This is a genomic window from Acetobacterium wieringae, from assembly GCF_001766835.1.
Lineage (GTDB): Bacteria > Bacillota > Clostridia > Eubacteriales > Eubacteriaceae > Acetobacterium > Acetobacterium wieringae.
On record NZ_LKEU01000027.1, the window covers coordinates 11815 to 31353 of the forward strand.

Sequence of the window (19539 nt, forward strand, 5' to 3'; positions counted from 1 at the left end):
CTGGTTAAGTGGTATACTGACTAAAAAAGAGGAGCGGTCACTGAAAAAAGATGGTGAGCTGGAGGTGCTTACCATCAGTCTTGAAAATAGAGGAGGTGATCTATAATGTCTGTTAATAAGCAAGATGTACTGAAATTATTGGATGATTCCGGAATTTTTTATGAATCCGTTGAGCATGAGGCGGTATTTACAATCGAAGAAATGAAGAAAATAAATTTGCCTCATGCTGATTGTATTGCGAAGAATTTGTTTGTCCGGGATGATAAGAAGAAGCACTTTTATTTGATTTCTGTTTGTGAAGAAAAGCTGGTTAACCTTAAAAATCTACAACAGACTATTGGTTCACGGCGGCTTAGCTTTGCCTCCGAAAAAGATTTAAATGAAATTCTGGGATTACAGAAAGGTTCGGTAACACCCTTTGGGGTTTTAAATGACCGGGACAAAAAAGTTAAAGTATTTATTGATGAACGTTTTTGCGATCGTTTAATCGGGATTCATCCAAATGAAAACACAATGACGCTGTGGCTGAAAACAGAGAATCTGATCGAGCTGATCAGGGCTCACAGCAGTTCGGTTGAGGTGGTTAACCTCGGATAAACAAAACGTCCCCAGGTTTCAGGCGTCATATAAATTAGGCGCTACTGCAATACAGTAGGCTTGTTGCAGAAACTTTGATGACAATTTGGCTTAATCAAACAGTCGGGTAAAAGATGGAGGAGGGGCTGGTCAATGATGATTTTAGTAGCTGACGATGAGAATGATATTCGCAACTTATTAAAAATTAGCCTTGAAGAAAATGGATACACGGTTGTTACGGCAGAAAATGGGAAGCAGGCCATGGAGATGATTGAGAATCGACCAATCGATCTGGCCATATTGGATGTGATGATGCCAATTTTGGATGGTTTTAACCTGCTGCGAAAAATACGTGAAACAAGCACCATTCCGGTGATCTTTCTGACGGCCAGAACGGATGAAATGGATAAGATTTTGGGACTGGGACTGGGAGCGGATGATTATCTGGCTAAACCCTTTTCGATTGCTGAGCTGCTTGCCCGGGTCAGTGCCCAACTACGCCGAAGCAATGAGTATCGTGAGCCCTCGGCACCTACAGTAGCATTACTTACTTACGAGGAATTAACGATCGACACGGAAAGCTGTTGCGTGCATAAAGCTGGAAATCCCATTGAACTAGGCGCAAAGGAGTACAAATTACTGCGCTATTTTATGGAAAATCCGGAGCGGGTTTTTACAAAGCAACAGCTTTACGATGCGATCTGGGATGAAGCCTTTTACTACAATGATAATACCGTGATGGTTCATATCAGTCGACTGCGTAATAAAATTGAGGATGATCCGCAAAAACCGGAATATCTGAAAACCATTCGGGGCATTGGTTATAAACTTCACTATATACGGCCAAAACGATGATAAAAAAGATCTCAAATCAGTTTCTTTCCAGTTATCTGTTTGTATTTCTGCTGACAACAATGGTTACAACTCTGGCAGTGGTACTTTTGTCTTTCGCAAGCGGATTGATCGAGGGGCGGCTTGTCAAGGAGCGATATCCGGCAAGGGCCATCATTAAGGAGGATTATACCCAGATCGACGCATCGGCAGTGGTTAAGAATGGCGGTGGGGTGCAGGTTGTCAATAAGGACTACCAGGTGGTTTATTCAGAGGGGCTTGATACCATTGGCAAAAGTCAGCTAAGTGCTGAGGAGTTCACGGCATTTCTGATGGAAAGTTCTGACCAACCCTATCACTACGATATTGTTTATCAGCCCCAGGGGGAGTATTGGCTGATTGTGACATTTCCGACTTCCATTCGCCTGAGTTTTTCTGTGGTGCATAATCCGGCGGCGGTTCCCGATGATATGGCAATGGCAAGTAAAGTGATTGCCGCCATCAGTCTGATTTATCTGACCATCTTAGCCTTATTGGCGTCCGGGTACTCACGTTTCATGGCAGCGCAAATCACCGAACCGCTTCATCAGCTCAGCGAAGGAACCCGGCTTTTACGGGCAGGGGATTATAGTGCCCGGGTCGATTTAAAATTAAAGAATGAATTTGCCAATCTGCAAGAGACCTTTAATGACATGGCCGCCAGGATCGAGCAAGAAATGACCTTGCGAAAAAAATCGGAAAATGACAGACGGCGTCTGATCCTTGATATTTCACATGATCTGAAGAATCCGTTGGCCAGCATCCAGGGATATACCGAGCTTTGTATGAAGAAAAAGGATTTGTCGGAGCAAGAACGAAGGGAGTATCTGCAGGCCATTTATCAAAATAGTCACAGAGCGAATCTTTTGCTTGCCGATCTGTTTGAGCTTTCGCAGATGGACAGCCCCCAGTTTTTGCTCAAACCGGTAGAAATTGAAGTTTGTGAGTATCTCCGTCAGATTTGCGGAGCACTGATCCCACCGCTTGAACAGGCGGGATTCCAATATGAATTTGATATCCCCGAAAAAAACATCCCGGTAAGACTGGATCCACCGCGTTTTAGCCGGATTTTTCAAAATCTTACCGATAACGCAGTGCGCTACAATAGGCCGGGAACCGTCATATCGGTGTCGCTGCGGGAAGAAAAGGCTGATGTCGTTATTTGTTTTGCCGATGATGGCTGCGGAATTCCTAATCATCTGGTTGAAGATATTTTTAAACCCTTTGTGAGGGTTGATGACGCACGCAATTCTAAAACAGGTGGAAGTGGCCTGGGCCTTGCCATTGCAAAAAAAATTGCCCGGGCGCATCAAGGTGATTTGACGCTGGACATTAAGTACAACAACGGCAGCGCATTTATGATTAGGATTCCGAAGATTTAAGGTAAATTTATGATTCTAAACAGCTTTATGACAGAGCGACCTGATATGATAGCGTCGTCCTGAAAGTAAAGCTGTTTTTTATTTGTCAGGACAATCAAAAGAAGCGAAATCAGGAGAAAAAAATGATACAAACAACAGGATTTTTGATATTGACGCTTTTGGCCGCCGCTGCTTTGGCAGCAATGCTGATTTTTGGACTACAGGTACTCGTTGCCTGCTGGCGAAAAAAGCCCCAGACAAAGCAAGTTGCCCACTTAAAAAGGGCTGCACAATGCCTTGCTGCTGTGTGTGTTGTTAATCTGGCGCTGGTTGTATTTACGCAATTGACCGCTTCGACACCACCAATCACGGATGAAAATGGCAAGACCATAAAAAACAGTATCGCCGAGCTAAAAGAAGTGGAGTTAAATGGACGTCGACAGTGGATTAGTATCAGAGGCTGGGATAAAAACAAACCGGTTTTGCTGTTTTTGGCAGGTGGACCCGGCGGGACGCAGATGGCAGCGGTGCGGCATGAACTCTCAGAACTGGAAAAATACTTTGTTGTTGTCAATTGGGATCAGCCCGGTTCCGGTAAATCTTATGGTGCTGAAAAGATAGATAAGATTACGGTTCAAACCTATATGGATGACGGCTATGCGCTGACTGAATACTTGAAAGAGCGGTTTGCACAGGAAAAAATTTATCTCATGGGCGAGTCATGGGGAAGCGCCCTGGGGATTTTTTTAATCAAAGCATTTCCCCAGTCATACCACGCATTTATTGGGACCGGCCAGATGATCGATTTTTCTGAAACGGAACGGCTGGATTACCAGAAGGCCATGGAAATCGCCCATGAAAAGGGGGATGAAAAAGTGATTGAGAAACTGAAGAAGAATGGCATGCCTCCTTATTATGGCGATAATATTACCTGGAAAAGTGCAGTCTATCTAAACTACCTGAGTGCTTATATGGCAAGTAATCCGGCCATTGATAATCCCGGATATAATACCCTTCGCGATATTGGTGCTTCTGAATATGGGCTTGTGGATAAAATAAATTATGTTCGCGGGATCATTAATACCTTTAATAACGTTTATCAGCAGCTTTATGAGATCGATCTAAGAACCGATTATAATAAACTGGAGGTGCCGGTTTATTTCTTTTTGGGCCGTCATGATGTCAATGCGCCGACGGTGCTGGTTGAAGAATACCTACAGGTATTGCAAGCCCCTGAAAAGGACATTATCTGGTTTGAGCATTCTGGTCACAGTCCCTGGATCAACGAGCGAGACCGGTTTGTCGACAAGGTAATTACCACTTTTTTAGCAATTAATCCGAATGAGTAAGGAAAAAATAAAATCAGAGCTTTTTAAAGATAACCGGTACCTGTTTATTTTATTTAGCTTAATTATATGATTGAACCAGCAGGATTGATTTTTTGTTGATAAAGCAATAAAATAGAGGTAATGGATGGGGTAAAGAACAGGAGGTTTGTTTCTGATGGAAACAATAGGATGATGAGTAACAATTCTTATGACGCTAAATTGCAAATGGAACTGGAAAACCTGATTATACAGGATTATCATAAGCTATATTCCTGCGCATTCAGAATGATCGGCAATCATCAGGATACCGAGGATGTGCTGCAGAATTCGTTTTTACTGGCATATAAAAATCTAAGCACGTTCAGAAGCGAGTCAAAACTATTCACCTGGTTATACCGGATTGTCATCAATGAGTGCTACAAGCATTTCAACTATATCAACAAGCTGCCACTAGTTAAAATTACTGAGGATTTAGGGGTTACCGAACAAGAATTTTTTGACAGCATCGAATACACCGATAATTTTGACGATGATCTGGTTATTGATGAACTGCGAGAAAAATGTCTGCAGGCTTTTTTAAAATGCCTGCCCAAAAAACAGCGGGTCTGTTTTTTATTAAAAACCTGTACTGGTCTCAAAAACAGAGAAATTGCCGAAATCCTTAATATGTCAGTTGAAAACGTCAAGGTGACCCTGTTTAGAGGGAGAAAACAACTGCAGGAATTATTTGAAATGCGGTGCAGCCTGATTGACCCCGAAAAACCATGTAAATGCCAGCTCTGGATAAAGTTCATGAAAGACCACAGCCTCCCGCTGCCGGCTGGCTATCAGCAGATAAAAACCGACGAACTGCGGAAAACCCATTTTAAGAATTTGTCATTACTGGAGAAAATCGACTACTTGTATACTGTTGATCAAAAATATGATCAAAAAGAAATTTCTGACAAAATAAAAAAAATTGCGGCAAATATTGTGTAACCTTTTTTAAAAACCGGTATCTAAATTAATATAGAGCAAAAGAATTGCAAAAATAATTATTTGGAGGATATCGATTTATGAATGAAAAAATTGTTGCACCATGCGGGATTGATTGCTTTAATTGTGAAATGTACGCAGAGAATGTTACCCCTGAATTCCAGGAAAGACTGTCAGGGACAACGAAGATACCGGCCGAAAAAATAACCTGTGCTGGCTGTACGGATGGGAATATCTGTCTGCTTTTGAAGATGCAGGGGAAAAGCTGCAAAACTCTGGATTGTGTTAAACAAAAGGGTGTTGACTATTGCTTCAATTGTACCGATTTTCCCTGTCTTTATCTGATGCCGCTGGCCGATGGGGCGGGAAAATTTCCCCAGAATATCAAGCTATATAACCTCTGCCAGATAAAAAAAATTGGCCTCGACAATTGGGTTTTGCAGGCGGCAGAGATCAGACATACCTATTTTACCAAGAAAATTGCCATCGGTGAGGGCGGCAGCACGGAGTGATTCGTTCTTAGCGGAGTGGTACTTTTGATAAACAGAATCGGGTAGGGCAATAAGGGCCGGATGCGATTGCAAACATCTTTGTGATCGCATCAGACCCTTTCTTTTATTTTGCATAACTGGCTTTTTTTATCGACATTCCAATGAATACCTGATTAAAGCAAACAATGATGAAAGCGGTTAGGAGTGAATAAAGAAAGCCATCGATATGGATATTAGCGACAAAAGAGTCGGCAATCATGATTGTCCAGGCATTGACAATCAGGCTGAATAAGCCCAGAGTCAGCAGATTCAAAGGCAGCGTGATCAGCAAAAGAATTGGCTTTATGATCAAATTGACGATCAGCAGTACCAGGCCCATAGCCAGCAGCGCTGGAATGCTGCCGATCCAAATGGTTGGGAAGACCAGGGACAGCAAATAAATAGTCAGGATAATTGACAGATATTTAAGAAACAGTTTTGTCATCGTAACCTCCTCAATAACTATTTGACTCGGATTGAAAGCTGGACTTCATCGGTGCGGATATCAATCAGATCATAGGGTTCATCATCGTTTAAGGCCCGTAAAAGCGCCATCACAACAAGCACCAGTTCTTTCATTAAGTGGACAGAGATATCGGAAGATGAACCGCCAGTGGATCTTTGGGGGATAAATAAACAGGCAATCGACAAAAGATCAAGACAGCAGTCGAGTAATTCTTCTAAAATATACAATTGGATGGGAAAGGGCATTTTTATGAACCGTTTGTCCTTTAGTTGAAGGCGAATCCATAAGCAGCGAAATCCCCTAGTCGACATAGACCCGTACCTTGATCATCGACTGACTGCTTTCATCCCAGGCTTCAACATCAATGATGTTGGGTTCGTCAAGGGTGCCATTAATGACCTCTTCAATAATTTTGGCAAAGTCAATGCTGGAAAAATCGATCCCTTTGGCTTCCATGTCCTGGCGGGCATCCGGGGGTACCATGGCAGTCATGCGGTCGGCCATTTCACCGATGGTGGTCAGTAGCCGGATCGGGATATTGACGTTGACATTAACCGTATTATTGTCCGAGGTCACTTTGATTCTAAAAAATTTGTAATCGTGTTTAAGGCCGACAACAGCCTGTACCGGGATTACTTCGTTCGCCGTATTCAGTGCTTCAAGCAGCTCCATCGCTTCGGCAGCGGTAATCTGCCCTTTTTCAATCATTTCCAGGATACGTTGTTGTTCACTCATCATTAAATCTCCCTTTTCTTCATAAATTTTTAAGACGTTCTGTTGCTTCTTTTGAAGAAATCTCACCTTTTGACAGTTGATCGAGAATTTCGTTTCGGGTCGCAGTAATGGCCGCCTTCTCTTTAATCAATTCTTTCGATGGTACCTCGTAGCCGAGACCTTTAATCACCGTGTCCAATTTACCACGAACTGTTGGATAGGAAATTCCCAGTTCTTTTTCAACATCCTTGATGTTCCCCCGACACTTAATGAATACCTTAATAAATTCCAGATCGTCATCGGGTAGGCGACAGAATTCGCAGGGGTGGAAATCACCTTCGATGGTGGTGGTACATTTTGGGCAGTTTAATTTGGTTATCGAAAGTTTTTCACCGCAGACAGGGCATTTTCCCGGAGCTTTGTACTTCATAAGTTTCACCAGTCCTCTGATTTATTTGATTATAATATACTGCGAATAATTAAATATGTCAATATAAATATTAAAATAATTAATTTTTAAATTGATAATATTAATTTACGATTAATAAATATGACAATCCCAGCGGTAGCTGGAAATACCGGCTGGTTTTGGCTGGCAATGACAAAGCGTGATCTGGTCTTGTATCAAAAAGCATGATATGATAATCTTAAAAAATGCGGCTGGTTAAAGAAGCGATAGCCAAACCGCTTGGCAGTTTTTATGGTGTGGCCGGTCGATGGATTTGTCAAGCGGCTTGCTGGAATAGTGCAGGTCATCGATTCTGGTGCCTGTTGCGTCCAGTCGCTACCTGACCCGCTTTTTTGCGTGATTGGGAAAATAGCATCGTAAATAGGAGATTAGTTTAAATAAAGGAGCAGGCAATTGTATTTTGATGAATATGGTAACAGTGAAAAAGCAACCATTGTATTTCTGCATGGGGCAGCCTTGACCGACACCTTCAGTAACCAGTATATTTTTAAACAGGACTATCATCTGGTTGTTCCCCATCTTTATGGATCGGGGCGGGAAGTAGAAGAACGTTATGAACCGCAAAAGACAATTGCGGCCTTAGTTGATTTAATCCGATCTTTAAATAAAAAACCGGTTATACTCGTTGGTCACTCGTTGGGCGGTGAACTGGCCGTGGCTTTGGTATCACAGTATCAGGAGCTTTTTGAGCGGGCCGTGTTTTTAAGTCCCTGGGTGTGCGCTACCCAAAAATCCATTGATCGCTTTGTGCGGCTGGGGATCTGGACACAACGGACCTCCAGGCTGTCAGGACTACTGCGGCTGCAGGCAAAATATTGGCATTTGTCCAAGGTTCAGGAGGATTTTCTGGTTGACTACACCAAAAAAATTACCCCCGAACAGTATGTGGCCTGGTTTAAGGATCGAATTTTTCTTGATGAACAAGCAAATTATGCAAAGGTGAAAATTCCCATGCTGGCAGTTTGTGGTGAAAAAGAATTCAGTGAGATTAAAACGTCGGTTGTTGAGCTGGGTAACCGCAATCAGAAGTGTCAGACGCTTTTTTTAAAAGGGGGGCGACATGATTTTCCGCTGCGAATGCCAGCGGTGTTAAATCCGCTGCTGAGCGAATTTTTTAGCTGTGGCAGAATAGAAAAGTAAAGCCGACGAGGAGGGTTAATGGTTACTATATATTTTTCAGGCACCGGAAATTCCCGATACATTGCCGAGCGTTTTTCAGAGAAAACGAAGGCCGCCTGTTTTTCGATTGAAGAGGTGATTGATTTTGGTGAAGTATTGACAACGACAAACACCGTCGCGGTCTGCTACCCGATCTATGGTTCCTGTGTTCCACGTATTTTGCGGGATTTTATTATCGCCCATCAAAGCTGTTTTGAGGGCAAAAAGCTGATAATTTTTTGTACGCAGCTGATGTTCTCGGGTGATGGAGCCCGGATCTTTACCGATCTGCTGGATGGTGTTGCAGTGGAAATTTTATATGCGGAGCATTTCAATATGCCCAACAACATTTGCAATCTGCCGATTTTTCCGGTGCAGGACAATAAAAAAATCAACCGCTATCTTAGTAAAGCAGAAGCAAAACTAGAGCGGGTCGGCAGGGATTTAAGCAGCGGCATTGTTAAAAAACGGGGTTTTAATGTTTTGTCCCAATATAGTGGGTACTTGTTACAGCGCCGTTCCTTTGTGAGGCTTGAGAAAAAAGCAGAAAAAGATGTAAAAATTAGTGCCGCCTGTACTGTCTGCGGTAAATGTATAAAAATCTGCCCGATGCAAAATTTGAAGCAGGTAGACAGCGGGATTTTGCAAAACGGTCAATGTACCCTTTGTTATCGCTGCGTCAACCAGTGTCCGCAACAAGCAATTACGGTCTTGTTGCATGCCCCGGTTAAAAAACAATATCCGGGAATTCACCAGTTGTACAGCGACGATTTTTGATTACGAATACCGAAGGCGTTAAATTTATGACACCATGGTTTTTATAGAAACGGAGGAATAGACATCATTGACAAATTCTAACTGCCTTCACTACTCAAAAAACAAAGAAGCAGCGCAATAAACCAGAAGCAGGGCTAGTATGGTATTGGTGAGCCGGGCATGTTTTGAGAAAAGCGTCTGTAAGAGAGCGCCAAAGAAGGCCCAGCACAGGGTAAAGGAAAAGCCAATCAGCGACAGCACGCCAGAAAAAAAGACCAGCATAGGAAAATCATGAGAAAAATAAGGGAGGATGTAGACTTCCATGGAGATCAGGCAATAGAGATAAATTTTAGGATTGATAAACTGCAGCAAGAAACCGCTGACGAAGCTGCTTTTGGTCAGACTTTCCTTGATTTCAGATGAACTTTGATACGTTTTATAAGCTAGAAACAGTATGTAGAGAGCCCCGATGATCACCATCGGGGTTTTAATCATGGGAAGCATGGATGAAAGCATTGTGAAAAAGAAGGTGCATATTAACATCACCACTGAAAATCCAAAGAAAACACCGAAATTGAAAGGGAGGGCCTGTTTGAATCCTGATTGCCGGGCAATGGACATGGACATCAGGTTATTGGGGCCTGGTGTGACAGCCGTTACCACTGCATAGGTTAAAAAATTGAAAAAACTGAACATCGAATTGACCTCCTAAGAATATGATGGTATATTAAACTTAAAGTACACTATACAAGAATTCAATATATTGTACTTTAAGTTTAATATATTGTCAATAGGAGGTTTTTTTGGACATCACTTTAATTATTGGAAAAAATATCAAGGAGATACGGGAAGCTAAGAAGCTGACTCTGGATGCCGCAGCCCGGGAAACCGGAGTTTCCCGGAGTATGTTGGCCCAGATAGAAAAGGGGGATGTGAATCCAACGATTTCGGTGCTGTGGAAAATTGCCAACGGTTATAAAACATCCTTTTCATCTTTATTAAATTTACAATCGGAAGAGACCATGGTGATCCTGGCTCAATCGGTTACACCACTGGTGGAAGACGATGGAAAATACATCAATTATCCTGTTTTTCCTTTTGATGAAAAAAAGTTGTTTGAGACCTACCGTATTGAAATTGTTGAAAATGGGCAGATGTCTGCCCAACCCCACATTCAGGGAACCGAAGAATACGTCACAGTTTTTGAAGGGGCGGTGGAGATTTCTGTCGGGGCAGAAACCTTTCGGCTGGAAAAAGGAGATTCAATTCGGTTTAAAGCCGATGTTCCTCATGCCTATCGAAACATGGGGATAACCACGGCCAGTCTTAGTATGATTATTTATTATTCAGAGAACTGAGATCGAACCAAGATAGACAAAAATATAGCATCGGATGGATGTATCAAAAATGATTAATAGTCTGGTCAGGATGAATCAAATAATAGAAACAATGAACCGGTGGTGAGAGAATGACAAACAGTGAAATGATGGATAAAGTGGCCGATTTGCAGAAGGCCCTTCGCATTGACTGCGAAAAATGCTGCGGCTTGTGTTGTGTCGCTCTATATTGTATGAAAACCGATGGATTCCCAGAGAATAAAGCAGCGGGGGTGCCCTGTCGGCATCTGCGTTCAGATTTTCGTTGTGATATCCATGACCGTTTGGCAGAGCAAAAGATGAAAGGGTGTCTGGGCTACGACTGCTTTGGCGCCGGTCAGAAAGTGACTCAAAAGATGGGTGAAGATGGGAATTGGAAAACCAATCCTCAAAAAGCAAAGGAACTGTTTCAGACCTTTACGGTGGTGTTTCAGCTCCATCAAATGGCCTGGTACCTGCTGGAAGCCCGGGAGATAAGCTCTGATCAGAAGCAACAAACAGAGATCATGGCGTTGATTGTGGAGAATGAGCAGCTGACCGCGAAGGCAGCGGATGCAATGTTAAACACGGATGTAGCGGCTTATCGGGAAAAGGTTAATCGAATACTTAAACAGATCAGCCACCAGGTGGCGGTGATGCCCGCAAATAAAAAGATGACCAAGAATTTTCTTGGCAAGAATTTGAGTGGGAAAAATTTTGACGGCAGTGATTTCAGCATGGTGTTGATGATTGCTGCCAATCTGGAAGGGGCCAGCCTGCGCGGAAGCAATTTTTTGGGTGCAGATCTTCGTGACGCAAACATCAAAAATACGGATTTAAGCAAGAGTCTGTTTTTAACCCAGATGCAGATTAACGCAGCCAGCGGAAATACAGAAACAAAACTACCTAAAAACCTGGTGCGGCCTTTGCACTGGTAGCGGTGAGGCAACGGATCATCATCAATAGTGGTATGGTGATCAGCAGAAATAAAAGCAAACCCAAATGGGAGGGCTTATGTAATTGAATCGGGAGAAGAGATGAAATTAACAGTATTAGTTGATAACTATACTTATATCGACCAGTATTTTCTGGGCGAGCCGGCGTTGAGTTTTTATATTGAAGAGGAGGGGCAGAAAATTCTGTTTGATACCGGATATTCTGACGTTTTGATTCACAATGCTAAAAAATTGGGAATTGATTTGAATCAGCTGGATACCATTGTATTGTCCCATGGGCATAATGATCATACCGGTGGATTAGCATATCTGGTAAATCAGATGAGTCTCCAAAACACAAAGCTGGTAGCCCATCTCCTTTGTTTTAATCAAAAACAGGATGAAGGTGAAGCAATTGGTTCACCACTATCACGGCAGCAGCTCGATCAGTGCTGCCAATTGTCATTAACAAATAAGCCTACCTGGCTGAGTGAGAAGCTTCTGTTTCTGGGGGAAATTCCCCGGCGGTTTGGTTTTGAAGGACAGCAGTCAATCGGAATGAGCTGTGAAAATGATCAATGGAGCGAGGATGCCGTTTTGGATGATTCGGCGCTGGTCTATCAGAGTGAGACGGGACTAGTTATTATCACTGGCTGTTCCCACAGTGGTATCTGCAATATTATTGAGTATGCCAAAGAAATCTGTCAGGATCAGCGGATTAATGGGGTGATTGGCGGTTTTCATCTTTTTGAACTGGATGAACAATTGTTTAAGACCCAGGCATATTTTGCCGAGAATCAGGTCAAAAGCCTTTATCCCTGCCATTGTGTTTCTTTTGCGGTAAAAGCAAAATTAAATGAAACGATCACTGTTGCGGAAGTCGGCGTGGGATTATCCTTAATGTGGTGATATAACCGAAAAGAACAGAATTAATCAATACAGCGACTACAACGGAAGCGCCCTTCGGCAAAGATAGCTCCGCCAATCACCAAAATGGCACCAAGCATCTGAATCGGCTCAAGAATTTCGCCCAAAAATAGAACTGAGAAGAAAACGGCAGACAGCGGTTCAAGGTATCCCAGAATGGCGACTGACTGAACCGGCAGATGATCAATTGAAGAAAAGTACAGATAACAGCCGATGCCGGTATTAAGCAGCCCCAGAATCAGGATAAACGGCCAATTAGCAGGAGTAACGTCAATAAGAAAGCCCTGGCGCAAACCCACAAAAAGGGCGACAGTTAAAAAACTGAGCAGCAGTTGCAGCGTGGCGTTGCGCATCCCGGTGATGCTGACCGCTTTTTTATTAAAGATTACCATCAGTGCATACATGATTGCCGACATTCCGCCACAAAAAAGCCCCCAGGTGGTTTTGCCATCGCTGATCGCCTGAATATTAATGAGTAGTATCCCGCATAGAACCACCACAAAGCCAATCACTTTGGGACGGGTAAACCGCTCCTCAAACAGCAGAGGAGAGAGCATCATCACAATCACCGGGCCGCAATAGTAGGCCAGTGAGGCAATGCTGACACCAATCTGCTGATACGCCTCATAAAGGAACATCCAGCTTGTACCCATGGCGATGCCGGAAATAACCAGATAAAAAAGATGCAACCGGTTCTGGTTAAGATCAAACTTCTGGTCAGATCGTTTAAACAAAATGACCAAGAGTAAACTGCCAATTAAGGTGCGCAAGAAGACAATTTCATAACTGGAAAGGGAAATGAAACTGGCAACAATGCCGTTTGTTCCAAACAGTAGCAGGGCTAGAAGATAGTTTAAGTAAGCTTGTGTCATAGCGTAAAACCTCCATTTAAAAAAGGGTTCCGGCACTGCGGCCATGAATGATATCATATAAGATTTAGGGATTTCTACCATTGGTTGGAGTAATATATTGGGGGGCATGATGAATAAATATCGCTTATAAAAAACATTGTGTATTATTCCTTTATTTCTTGAAATTTTGATAGTGAAAATATATCATAAATAAAAGAAGAGCAAAAGCGAATGTTTTGCATAGTTAGCATGATAAAAACAGATGAATGAGAGTAAATGCATATGGATACAAATATTCTAAAATACATGGCCTTTATCAGGACGGTGGAGTATGGCAGTTTTACCAAGGCAGCTGAGATATTGCATTATTCCCAATCTGGGATTAGCCGGATGATTAATGATCTGGAAAAAGAGTGGAGGGTATCACTTTTAGAAAGAAGTCGGGCCGGAGTGCGGCTCACATCCGATGGACAGCAATTGCTGCCTTATGCTAAAAGTGTATGTGATGAATATTGGAAGCTACAGACAAAAATAGAGGCAATAAACGGATTGGAATCGGGGTTGATTCGGATTGGCACCTTTTCCAGCGTGGCAACCCACTGGCTACCCAATATTATTAAAGCGTTTCAAAAGGACTATCCCAATATTGACTATGAACTGCTGTTGGGTGATTATACCGAAATTGAAGAGTGGATTCTGGATGGGCGGGTGGATTGTGGGTTTCTAAGACTGCCCACGCATCCTGAGTTGGAAACGATCTTTTTAGAACAGGATCAACTCATGGTGATCTTACCGGAGACCCATCCGTTGGTCGAATGTGAGCGTTTTCCGGTGACGGCGTTGTGCAATGATCCCTTTATGTTACTGGAAAAAGGCGCTAAAGCAGAGGTGACTGAAATCTTTGAGCGTTGTGGGTTGTCGCCAAAGGTACGTTTTACCACCTGGGATGATTACGCCATCATGTCGATGGTAGAGAGTGGATTGGGGATCAGCATTCTACCGGAATTGATTTTAAAGCGAGTTCCCTATCGAATTGTCGCAAAGATACTGGATGTTCCAGCATATCGCAATATTGGGCTGGCTTTTCGGGATAAAAAGGCAATTTCCCTGGCAGGGTTGCGTTTTATCGACTATTTGCCACACCGCTAAAAAGCTGTGTGGATGACGCAGTTATCTGGGTTAAGCTCAAGGGTTGATTTTTTTAGGATAAACCAATAGAATAGAGATAATGAAAAAAAGCTGTGGAAACAGAAAGGAAACAATCACATGAAAATGAGCAAGGAAGATAAGATCCGGATTTTGATCGATGCTCTTGATGCGGTGATGGTAATTCCCAACCATATCGAAGAGTCGGTTCGGGATGCATTGCGCAATGCCCTCAGAACCATTGAAAAACAAGAAGAAGCCAATGATTAGGAGAATAGTTTGAAAATATCAAAAAAAGATGCGTTGATGTGGTTTGAATTTTTTGCGATGTTGCCGGAAGATGAAGAACTGATGGCTAATCAGCAGGAAATTGTATATGCGACCTTTGCCCAGATTGAGGCGGCCATTGATCACCGTAACGCCAAACTGAAAAAAGACATAAAAAACCTGAAATCTCTGGAGCAACGAACCCTTTATGTTGGGGAGGAAAGCAAGTTTCCTCAGGGCTGCCGTTCCTGCCTGCTGGGGACGGGTTTAAGTGCGATCCGCAAAACCAATAAATGCAATATCGAATGTAAATTTTGTTATAACTACGGCGAACTTGACGATATTGCCCCAGTGGGCGAAGGCTTGTGGGAAATTGGCGGCACTAAATTCTATGAAAAAGATCTTGACCTGCTGCTCTCAATCCAACAGCATCCCACCGGGATTGCTTACGTCTTTTTAGAGCCATTTATGGAAATTGAATTGTATTATCCGGTAATTAAAAAATTCAGTGAGGCCGGTATTTATCAGCATCTTTATACCAATGGAACCCTGGCCACTGAAGAAACCTTAAAAGAACTGGGGGCATCCGGTTTAAATGAGATCCGCTTTAATTTGGGAGCCTCCAACTGCTCCGATAAGGTGATTGAAATGATTGCGGCGGCTAAAAAATACATTGCCAAGGTGGGGATCGAAACTCCGATGACCCCCGAATTTTTTGACGCCTTTTTCCAGAAAAAAGCCGCCATTTTGGGAACCGGACTTGATTTTATCAATTGCGCCGAGCTGCACCTGAATCCAAATAATATTGATAACTATATGGGTGAGTTGATGTATATTGCCCGCCGGGGTTATATCTCGCCGATTTGGAGTCGTGAGTTGACCTTGAAATTGATGGCCATTGCCGATACCGAAAACTGGGATCTGGTGGTTCATGATTGTTCAAATGATACCAAGTTTGCCAGAGGGTTAAACGTAAGCGGCAAAGCGGGTATGTGGTTTGGGGCCAGCAACTATTCCTGTGAATTTTCCCGGATTCCTTACACCTTTTTCCTGCCGATTTTGCGGGATGAGGGCTTTGAATTTCTGACTGAAGAAGAACTGCCGGCGGCTTATCGGCCGTTGACAATTTAAAAAGGGATAATCAAGTAGCGGTGAGTAGCTGAAAAATGAACTGTCAAAGACAGTTGGTAAAAGAAAAAGCGATGAAATTTGCAGCGCTGTATTGACCCAGGGGGAGAAAACGTGACCAAATACCCAATCCATCCGGATTTTAAAAAATATGAAAAAATCAAAACACCAATTCCCGAAAGATTGTTGCCGTTAATGAATGGGGTGATTGAACGAAGTTTCAATAAACGACCGCCGGAGCCAGGGGTTCGAGAAACCCGGATAATAATTGGTGGCTATCAAAATGAACCGGTGGAGCTGATTATTTATGAGCCGGAAGCGTCAGAGGAGCGGCTGCCCTGTCTGATTTATCTTCATGGTGGTGCCTTTGTATTGAAATCGGCCGCTTTTCATAAGCGGTTGATCTGTGACTACGCCAGCCATACTCCTTGCAAGGTGGTCTTTGTGGATTACCGGCTGGCACCCCAGCATCCGTTTCCGGTTGCGCTGGAGGATTGCTATGCTGCCCTTCACTGGGTCTATCAGAATGCCGCCGAAATTGGCATCGATCCCAGTCGAATAGGGGTCGGCGGGGACAGTGCCGGTGGCGCTCTGGCTGCCGGTCTGTGTCTGATGGCCCGGGATCGAAGGGCGCCGGCGCTTTGTTTTCAGATGCTGATTTATCCGGTTACGGATGCCCGGCTTAATACCCATTCGATGAAAGAATACATCGATACGCCACTATGGAATGCCAGGCAGAATGAAAAGATGTGGAAACTCTATTTAAAGGATGGTTGTTCATTGGAACGGGGCTATGCATCGCCGATGGAAGCTGCTTCGTTTGTCAATTTACCGCCAGCCTATGTAGAAGTGGCAGAGTTTGATTGTCTTAGGGATGAGGGCATTCTTTTTGCCGAGACCCTAAAAGAAAACGGAATTATGGCAGAATTGCACCAGACCAAAGGCACCATCCACGGCTTTGAAATCGCCGAAGACAGTGCAATTGTCAGACAAAGTCTTGATAAACGGGTTGAGGCCCTGAAAAAGGCTTTTTACCACAGTGAAATCGAGCTGAACCGATGATGCTGAAACAGGTTTGCTGCGGTCACATTATTCCCTGATCCACGAAAAGACGTATTCCAGGTGCTGCGGTAAGGTCAGTTCCGGCGCAGCAGTGGTGACAAAATGCCCGTTGATGTTGCCTTCCTGGGTGGCAAAATCAAAGTGGGCCGCAGCAATGCCCAAGTCAACCCGCTGGATATCGTAGGCAAAGGCCTTACTATAGCCCGGTTCTTTTGCCTCATAAAAATGACAGTTACCATCGAGTAAGACAATCCGCCAGGGCTGTTTATTGGAGGCCGATGGCCCTAACCGGACCATTTCCAGAGCAAAGGCCAGATCGCCAGCGGTTGCTTCGGTCAGTGGGGTCTGAAAATCATCCTTAAAAAACAATTGCGGCCAGTTTTTACGTTGATCGGCCTTGATTAGTTTACGCATTGCTTTTTCTTTAAAATGCTTGTGTTCGGCAGCGTAGCCATAGGGGCTGATAATCGGAAAAAGTTCACCGTCATCGATGTGCATTGCCGTAGAAAAACTGCGGCGGTCAAAGGTGCCCCCTAACCAGCAGCTGCCAAGACCCTGATCAGCCAGATAAAGAACCAGGGCTTCAAATTCATACCCCAGCGCTTCCAGTGCCATGGGTTCCGGGGTAATTGTTGCACCAATATAGTGACTAGCACCCTTGATGACCCCGTAGGTGCCAAGCTTTTGGCTGGTTTGGTTGGCTTTAATATCAAGGGTGTGAAAGGTGACAGTTGGGCCAAAAGGATTATGCAACGTCTTAATAAAAGCTGCAATGGCGCTTATTTTATCCGCTTCAATGACTCGTTCCTGATAATTTCGGACGCTATAGCGTTTTTTTACGGTTTCTTCAACTGGAAATTTAATCTTCATGATGATTCTCCTTCGAATAATGATCCATCCATAGGCGTTTGACAAACGGAATGCAGCATTTGCAGTACGTTCGTCATTGCCTGAAATACAAAACAGACAATATTTTAGACAATTATATTTTACACAACATAAATAGCGATTGTCAATGACAATCGCCGGTTTTTAAGCAGCAAGAAGTTCTGAATTTTTTAAGCCAGCCATCAGGTTGGTTAGGAGGGCAAATTATTTTGTTTTGTCCTGCAGTTTTTTTAATGCAGAAATAAAAAAGTCGGGATGTTCATAGTGGATGTCATGGCCGGACTTAATGGTCATGGTTTCGCAATTGGAGAGGCAAGCCTGAACCTTTTCGGCATCGGCATCGCTATTGGCGGCATACAAAACGCCATCCTGACCGTAATTCGTTTCGGCTTTGAGATAAATCGTCGGACTTGGAATCGCTTTTAGCAGGGTTTCCTGATCGATCCCATGCATCCATGAACCGTCGTAAAAGGCTTCTCCAAAGGCCAGATCATAATGATCAATGGTGTTCATTAACCGCATCCAGGAATAGGGAATCCAGAAAATTCGGGGCCCCTGGTCGGGGTGCTCTTGGCGGAATGTTTCGACGGCTAGAACCACCCGTTCTTTCAGACCACCAAAAAGGGACGTCATGTAACCATTTTTAAAATAGTATACAACAAAATCGGTTTCCTCTGTTTGGTTTAGAAAGCTGTGAATGGTCATAAAGGTATCTTTCCAGGCGAAGCAGCCAGCACCTTCTTGCATTTCCGCTGGCGTGACGGAAAAGAGCGGGGGATCTTCAAGAACCAGGCCGCTAACCCGTGTGGGTGCGTTGGCGCCTAGCCAGGCCGCCAGAATACCGCCAGAAGAATGACCGGATACGAAGCATTTTTCACCGATGACATGATCCATAAACCAGATTAGCGCTTGGCCATTTACCGCGCAGGAATAAAGCGCCGGATCATGACTGGATTGACCGTGGCCAAAGCAATCCACTGCAAAGACATGATAGTTCTTCGACAATTTAGGCAGAACTGCCGCATAATCCTCCCAGGATACGCCTTGACCGTGGATTAACAGCAGAGCGAGGCCGTTATCTGGGCCCTCACCATAATTAATAACCGAACCACTATCAAGCGTGACTGTTTGCTCGGTAAAGCCGGCGGCGAGGGTTTGTTTGAGATAGCGATCATCGTTCGGATGTAAGTTGCTGTAAAAAAAATAACCAAGGGCAACGGCAATGCCGATTACCACAAATACCAGAACAATCAGGGCTAGTTGCATTTTTTTAATCTTCACTTTCGTTGTCCTTCGCGGTTTGATCGGCATTGTTCAAACTTTGTTTGACAAATTCAAACTGACTGATGAATTGATTGGTATCAATCAGGGCCAGACCGCCCTGATTTTCATCACCTAAAATCATCAGACTATCGCCGGGGTTGATCTGGAAGATGTCCCGGGCTTTTTTGGGGATGACAATCTGTCCCCGTTCACCGACAATCACCGTGCCAAAAACGTGTTTGCCTTTTGGCGGTAGGGGTACGCCAACTGTTTCAATACCGTTGACGAGGGTATCAAGGGAAATGTTATAAAGCGCTGCCAGGGCAATGCATTTATTCATATCCGGTAAGCTTTCACCGTTTTCCCATTTAGCAACGGATTGTCGGGAAACGGCGATCTTCTCAGCCACATCTTCTTGCGTGTACTGATGGGTTTTTCGCAGGGTCTGCAAATTCATACTTATCATATTTTTCATATTTTCACCACCTGAGCTTATTCTACCAGTTTTCCGCAA

General features: G+C 43.7%; 24 protein-coding genes. 15 read left to right on the forward strand and 9 right to left on the reverse strand.

Features of this window, described 5'->3' with window-relative positions; genetic code table 11:
• Positions 1 to 105: 105 nt before the first annotated feature.
• The 6 genes from ACWI_RS06910 (at position 106) to ACWI_RS06935 (ending at position 5622) form a co-directional block, all read left to right on the forward strand.
• Positions 106 to 597 carry a prolyl-tRNA synthetase associated domain-containing protein gene (locus ACWI_RS06910; RefSeq protein WP_070370704.1) on the forward strand — a complete coding sequence of 164 codons (492 nt, stop codon included), beginning with the start codon at positions 106 to 108 and terminating at the stop codon, positions 595 to 597.
• Positions 598 to 729: 132 nt separating this feature from the next.
• Positions 730 to 1431, forward strand: coding sequence for a response regulator transcription factor (locus ACWI_RS06915; RefSeq protein ID WP_070370705.1), 702 nt, complete (start codon positions 730 to 732; stop codon positions 1429 to 1431).
• On the forward strand, positions 1428 to 2828 hold the full coding sequence (locus tag ACWI_RS06920; RefSeq protein WP_070370706.1) for a sensor histidine kinase: 1401 nt from the start codon (positions 1428 to 1430) through the stop codon (positions 2826 to 2828). The genes ACWI_RS06915 and ACWI_RS06920 overlap by 4 nt, the downstream gene beginning before the upstream one ends.
• Positions 2829 to 2950: 122 nt before the next feature.
• The gene (locus ACWI_RS06925; RefSeq protein ID WP_070370707.1) at positions 2951 to 4156 is read left to right on the forward strand and encodes an alpha/beta fold hydrolase; all 1206 of its coding nucleotides are present in this window, start codon (positions 2951 to 2953) and stop codon (positions 4154 to 4156) included.
• A gap of 168 nt (positions 4157 to 4324) precedes the next feature.
• Positions 4325 to 5113 carry an RNA polymerase sigma factor gene (locus ACWI_RS06930; RefSeq protein ID WP_175440915.1) on the forward strand — a complete coding sequence of 263 codons (789 nt, stop codon included), beginning with the start codon at positions 4325 to 4327 and terminating at the stop codon, positions 5111 to 5113.
• Positions 5114 to 5190: 77 nt separating this feature from the next.
• A complete protein-coding gene (locus ACWI_RS06935) occupies positions 5191 to 5622 on the forward strand; it encodes a DUF3795 domain-containing protein (protein ID WP_070370709.1) in 432 nt (143 codons plus the stop codon).
• 103 nt (positions 5623 to 5725) lie between these two features.
• On the opposite strand, the gene ACWI_RS06940 is transcribed toward ACWI_RS06935, so the two are convergent.
• The 4 genes from ACWI_RS06940 to ACWI_RS06955 are packed head-to-tail and all read right to left on the reverse strand — an operon-like array spanning position 5726 to position 7250.
• On the reverse strand, positions 5726 to 6085 hold the full coding sequence (locus tag ACWI_RS06940) for a phage holin family protein (RefSeq protein ID WP_070370710.1): 360 nt from the start codon (positions 6083 to 6085) through the stop codon (positions 5726 to 5728).
• A gap of 17 nt (positions 6086 to 6102) precedes the next feature.
• Positions 6103 to 6351, reverse strand: a complete 249-nt coding sequence (locus ACWI_RS06945) for a hypothetical protein (RefSeq protein ID WP_070370711.1) — start codon at positions 6349 to 6351, stop codon at positions 6103 to 6105.
• 55 nt (positions 6352 to 6406) lie between these two features.
• The gene (locus ACWI_RS06950; protein WP_242871588.1) at positions 6407 to 6844 is read right to left on the reverse strand and encodes an SHOCT-like domain-containing protein; all 438 of its coding nucleotides are present in this window, start codon (positions 6842 to 6844) and stop codon (positions 6407 to 6409) included.
• A 16-nt stretch (positions 6845 to 6860) separates the two neighbouring features.
• Positions 6861 to 7250, reverse strand: coding sequence for a DUF2089 domain-containing protein (locus tag ACWI_RS06955; RefSeq protein ID WP_070370713.1), 390 nt, complete (start codon positions 7248 to 7250; stop codon positions 6861 to 6863).
• Between the two features lie 432 nt (positions 7251 to 7682).
• Between ACWI_RS06955 and ACWI_RS06960 the strand changes: the two genes are divergently transcribed.
• Entirely contained in the window at positions 7683 to 8429 is a 747-nt protein-coding gene (locus ACWI_RS06960) for an alpha/beta fold hydrolase (protein WP_070370714.1), read from the forward strand.
• A gap of 18 nt (positions 8430 to 8447) precedes the next feature.
• Positions 8448 to 9224, forward strand: coding sequence for an EFR1 family ferrodoxin (locus ACWI_RS06965; protein WP_070370715.1), 777 nt, complete (start codon positions 8448 to 8450; stop codon positions 9222 to 9224).
• A 90-nt stretch (positions 9225 to 9314) separates the two neighbouring features.
• On the opposite strand, the gene ACWI_RS06970 is transcribed toward ACWI_RS06965, so the two are convergent.
• Complete coding sequence (locus tag ACWI_RS06970; protein WP_070370716.1) at positions 9315 to 9899, reverse strand: LysE family transporter; 585 nt, start codon at positions 9897 to 9899, stop codon at positions 9315 to 9317.
• Between the two features lie 107 nt (positions 9900 to 10006).
• Here ACWI_RS06970 and ACWI_RS06975 point away from each other — a divergent pair, with 107 nt between their 5' ends.
• From ACWI_RS06975 to ACWI_RS06985, 3 genes are all read left to right on the forward strand, one after another.
• Positions 10007 to 10561, forward strand: a complete 555-nt coding sequence (locus ACWI_RS06975; protein WP_070370717.1) for a helix-turn-helix domain-containing protein — start codon at positions 10007 to 10009, stop codon at positions 10559 to 10561.
• 110 nt (positions 10562 to 10671) lie between these two features.
• Positions 10672 to 11496: a pentapeptide repeat-containing protein gene (locus ACWI_RS06980; protein WP_084633553.1), complete on the forward strand. Its 825-nt coding sequence runs from the start codon at positions 10672 to 10674 to the stop codon at positions 11494 to 11496.
• Positions 11497 to 11595: 99 nt separating this feature from the next.
• Complete coding sequence (locus tag ACWI_RS06985) at positions 11596 to 12402, forward strand: MBL fold metallo-hydrolase (RefSeq protein ID WP_070370718.1); 807 nt, start codon at positions 11596 to 11598, stop codon at positions 12400 to 12402.
• A gap of 20 nt (positions 12403 to 12422) precedes the next feature.
• Here the strand turns inward: ACWI_RS06985 and ACWI_RS06990 are convergent, their stop codons facing one another.
• On the reverse strand, positions 12423 to 13292 hold the full coding sequence (locus ACWI_RS06990) for a DMT family transporter (protein WP_070370719.1): 870 nt from the start codon (positions 13290 to 13292) through the stop codon (positions 12423 to 12425).
• Positions 13293 to 13553: 261 nt separating this feature from the next.
• Between ACWI_RS06990 and ACWI_RS06995 the strand changes: the two genes are divergently transcribed.
• From ACWI_RS06995 to ACWI_RS07005, 4 genes are all read left to right on the forward strand, one after another.
• Positions 13554 to 14420 carry a LysR family transcriptional regulator gene (locus ACWI_RS06995; protein ID WP_070371025.1) on the forward strand — a complete coding sequence of 289 codons (867 nt, stop codon included), beginning with the start codon at positions 13554 to 13556 and terminating at the stop codon, positions 14418 to 14420.
• Positions 14421 to 14537: 117 nt separating this feature from the next.
• A complete protein-coding gene (locus ACWI_RS19000; protein ID WP_175440916.1) occupies positions 14538 to 14687 on the forward strand; it encodes a hypothetical protein in 150 nt (49 codons plus the stop codon).
• A 9-nt stretch (positions 14688 to 14696) separates the two neighbouring features.
• The gene (locus ACWI_RS07000; RefSeq protein ID WP_070370720.1) at positions 14697 to 15815 is read left to right on the forward strand and encodes a radical SAM protein; all 1119 of its coding nucleotides are present in this window, start codon (positions 14697 to 14699) and stop codon (positions 15813 to 15815) included.
• Positions 15816 to 15926: 111 nt separating this feature from the next.
• A complete protein-coding gene (locus tag ACWI_RS07005) occupies positions 15927 to 16874 on the forward strand; it encodes an alpha/beta hydrolase (protein ID WP_070370721.1) in 948 nt (315 codons plus the stop codon).
• Positions 16875 to 16901: 27 nt separating this feature from the next.
• On the opposite strand, the gene ACWI_RS07010 is transcribed toward ACWI_RS07005, so the two are convergent.
• From ACWI_RS07010 to ACWI_RS07020, 3 genes are all read right to left on the reverse strand, one after another.
• On the reverse strand, positions 16902 to 17744 hold the full coding sequence (locus tag ACWI_RS07010; protein ID WP_070370722.1) for a nitroreductase family protein: 843 nt from the start codon (positions 17742 to 17744) through the stop codon (positions 16902 to 16904).
• Between the two features lie 222 nt (positions 17745 to 17966).
• A complete protein-coding gene (locus tag ACWI_RS07015) occupies positions 17967 to 19043 on the reverse strand; it encodes an alpha/beta fold hydrolase (protein ID WP_242871589.1) in 1077 nt (358 codons plus the stop codon).
• Positions 19033 to 19500 (reverse strand): helix-turn-helix domain-containing protein, encoded by a 468-nt coding sequence (locus ACWI_RS07020; RefSeq protein WP_070370723.1) that lies wholly within the window; start codon positions 19498 to 19500, stop codon positions 19033 to 19035. Before ACWI_RS07020 ends, ACWI_RS07015 begins: the two co-directional genes overlap by 11 nt.
• Positions 19501 to 19539: the final 39 nt, after the last annotated feature.

Bases quoted from the DNA above. Each gene is read 5' to 3' on its own strand.
- ACWI_RS06910 (WP_070370704.1), top strand. From the start codon at position 106: ATGTCTGTTAATAAGCAAGATGTACTGAAATTATTGGATGATTCCGGA.
- ACWI_RS06915 (WP_070370705.1), top strand. From the start codon at position 730: ATGATGATTTTAGTAGCTGACGATGAGAATGATATTCGCAACTTATTA.
- ACWI_RS06920 (WP_070370706.1), top strand. From the start codon at position 1,428: ATGATAAAAAAGATCTCAAATCAGTTTCTTTCCAGTTATCTGTTTGTA.
- ACWI_RS06925 (WP_070370707.1), top strand. From the start codon at position 2,951: ATGATACAAACAACAGGATTTTTGATATTGACGCTTTTGGCCGCCGCT.
- ACWI_RS06930 (WP_175440915.1), top strand. From the start codon at position 4,325: ATGATGAGTAACAATTCTTATGACGCTAAATTGCAAATGGAACTGGAA.
- ACWI_RS06935 (WP_070370709.1), top strand. From the start codon at position 5,191: ATGAATGAAAAAATTGTTGCACCATGCGGGATTGATTGCTTTAATTGT.
- ACWI_RS06940 (WP_070370710.1), bottom strand. From the start codon at position 6,085: ATGACAAAACTGTTTCTTAAATATCTGTCAATTATCCTGACTATTTAT.
- ACWI_RS06945 (WP_070370711.1), bottom strand. From the start codon at position 6,351: ATGCCCTTTCCCATCCAATTGTATATTTTAGAAGAATTACTCGACTGC.
- ACWI_RS06950 (WP_242871588.1), bottom strand. From the start codon at position 6,844: ATGATGAGTGAACAACAACGTATCCTGGAAATGATTGAAAAAGGGCAG.
- ACWI_RS06955 (WP_070370713.1), bottom strand. From the start codon at position 7,250: ATGAAGTACAAAGCTCCGGGAAAATGCCCTGTCTGCGGTGAAAAACTT.
- ACWI_RS06965 (WP_070370715.1), top strand. From the start codon at position 8,448: ATGGTTACTATATATTTTTCAGGCACCGGAAATTCCCGATACATTGCC.
- ACWI_RS06970 (WP_070370716.1), bottom strand. From the start codon at position 9,899: ATGTTCAGTTTTTTCAATTTTTTAACCTATGCAGTGGTAACGGCTGTC.
- ACWI_RS06980 (WP_084633553.1), top strand. From the start codon at position 10,672: ATGACAAACAGTGAAATGATGGATAAAGTGGCCGATTTGCAGAAGGCC.
- ACWI_RS06985 (WP_070370718.1), top strand. From the start codon at position 11,596: ATGAAATTAACAGTATTAGTTGATAACTATACTTATATCGACCAGTAT.
- ACWI_RS06990 (WP_070370719.1), bottom strand. From the start codon at position 13,292: ATGACACAAGCTTACTTAAACTATCTTCTAGCCCTGCTACTGTTTGGA.
- ACWI_RS06995 (WP_070371025.1), top strand. From the start codon at position 13,554: ATGGATACAAATATTCTAAAATACATGGCCTTTATCAGGACGGTGGAG.
- ACWI_RS19000 (WP_175440916.1), top strand. From the start codon at position 14,538: ATGAAAATGAGCAAGGAAGATAAGATCCGGATTTTGATCGATGCTCTT.
- ACWI_RS07010 (WP_070370722.1), bottom strand. From the start codon at position 17,744: ATGAAGATTAAATTTCCAGTTGAAGAAACCGTAAAAAAACGCTATAGC.
- ACWI_RS07020 (WP_070370723.1), bottom strand. From the start codon at position 19,500: ATGAAAAATATGATAAGTATGAATTTGCAGACCCTGCGAAAAACCCAT.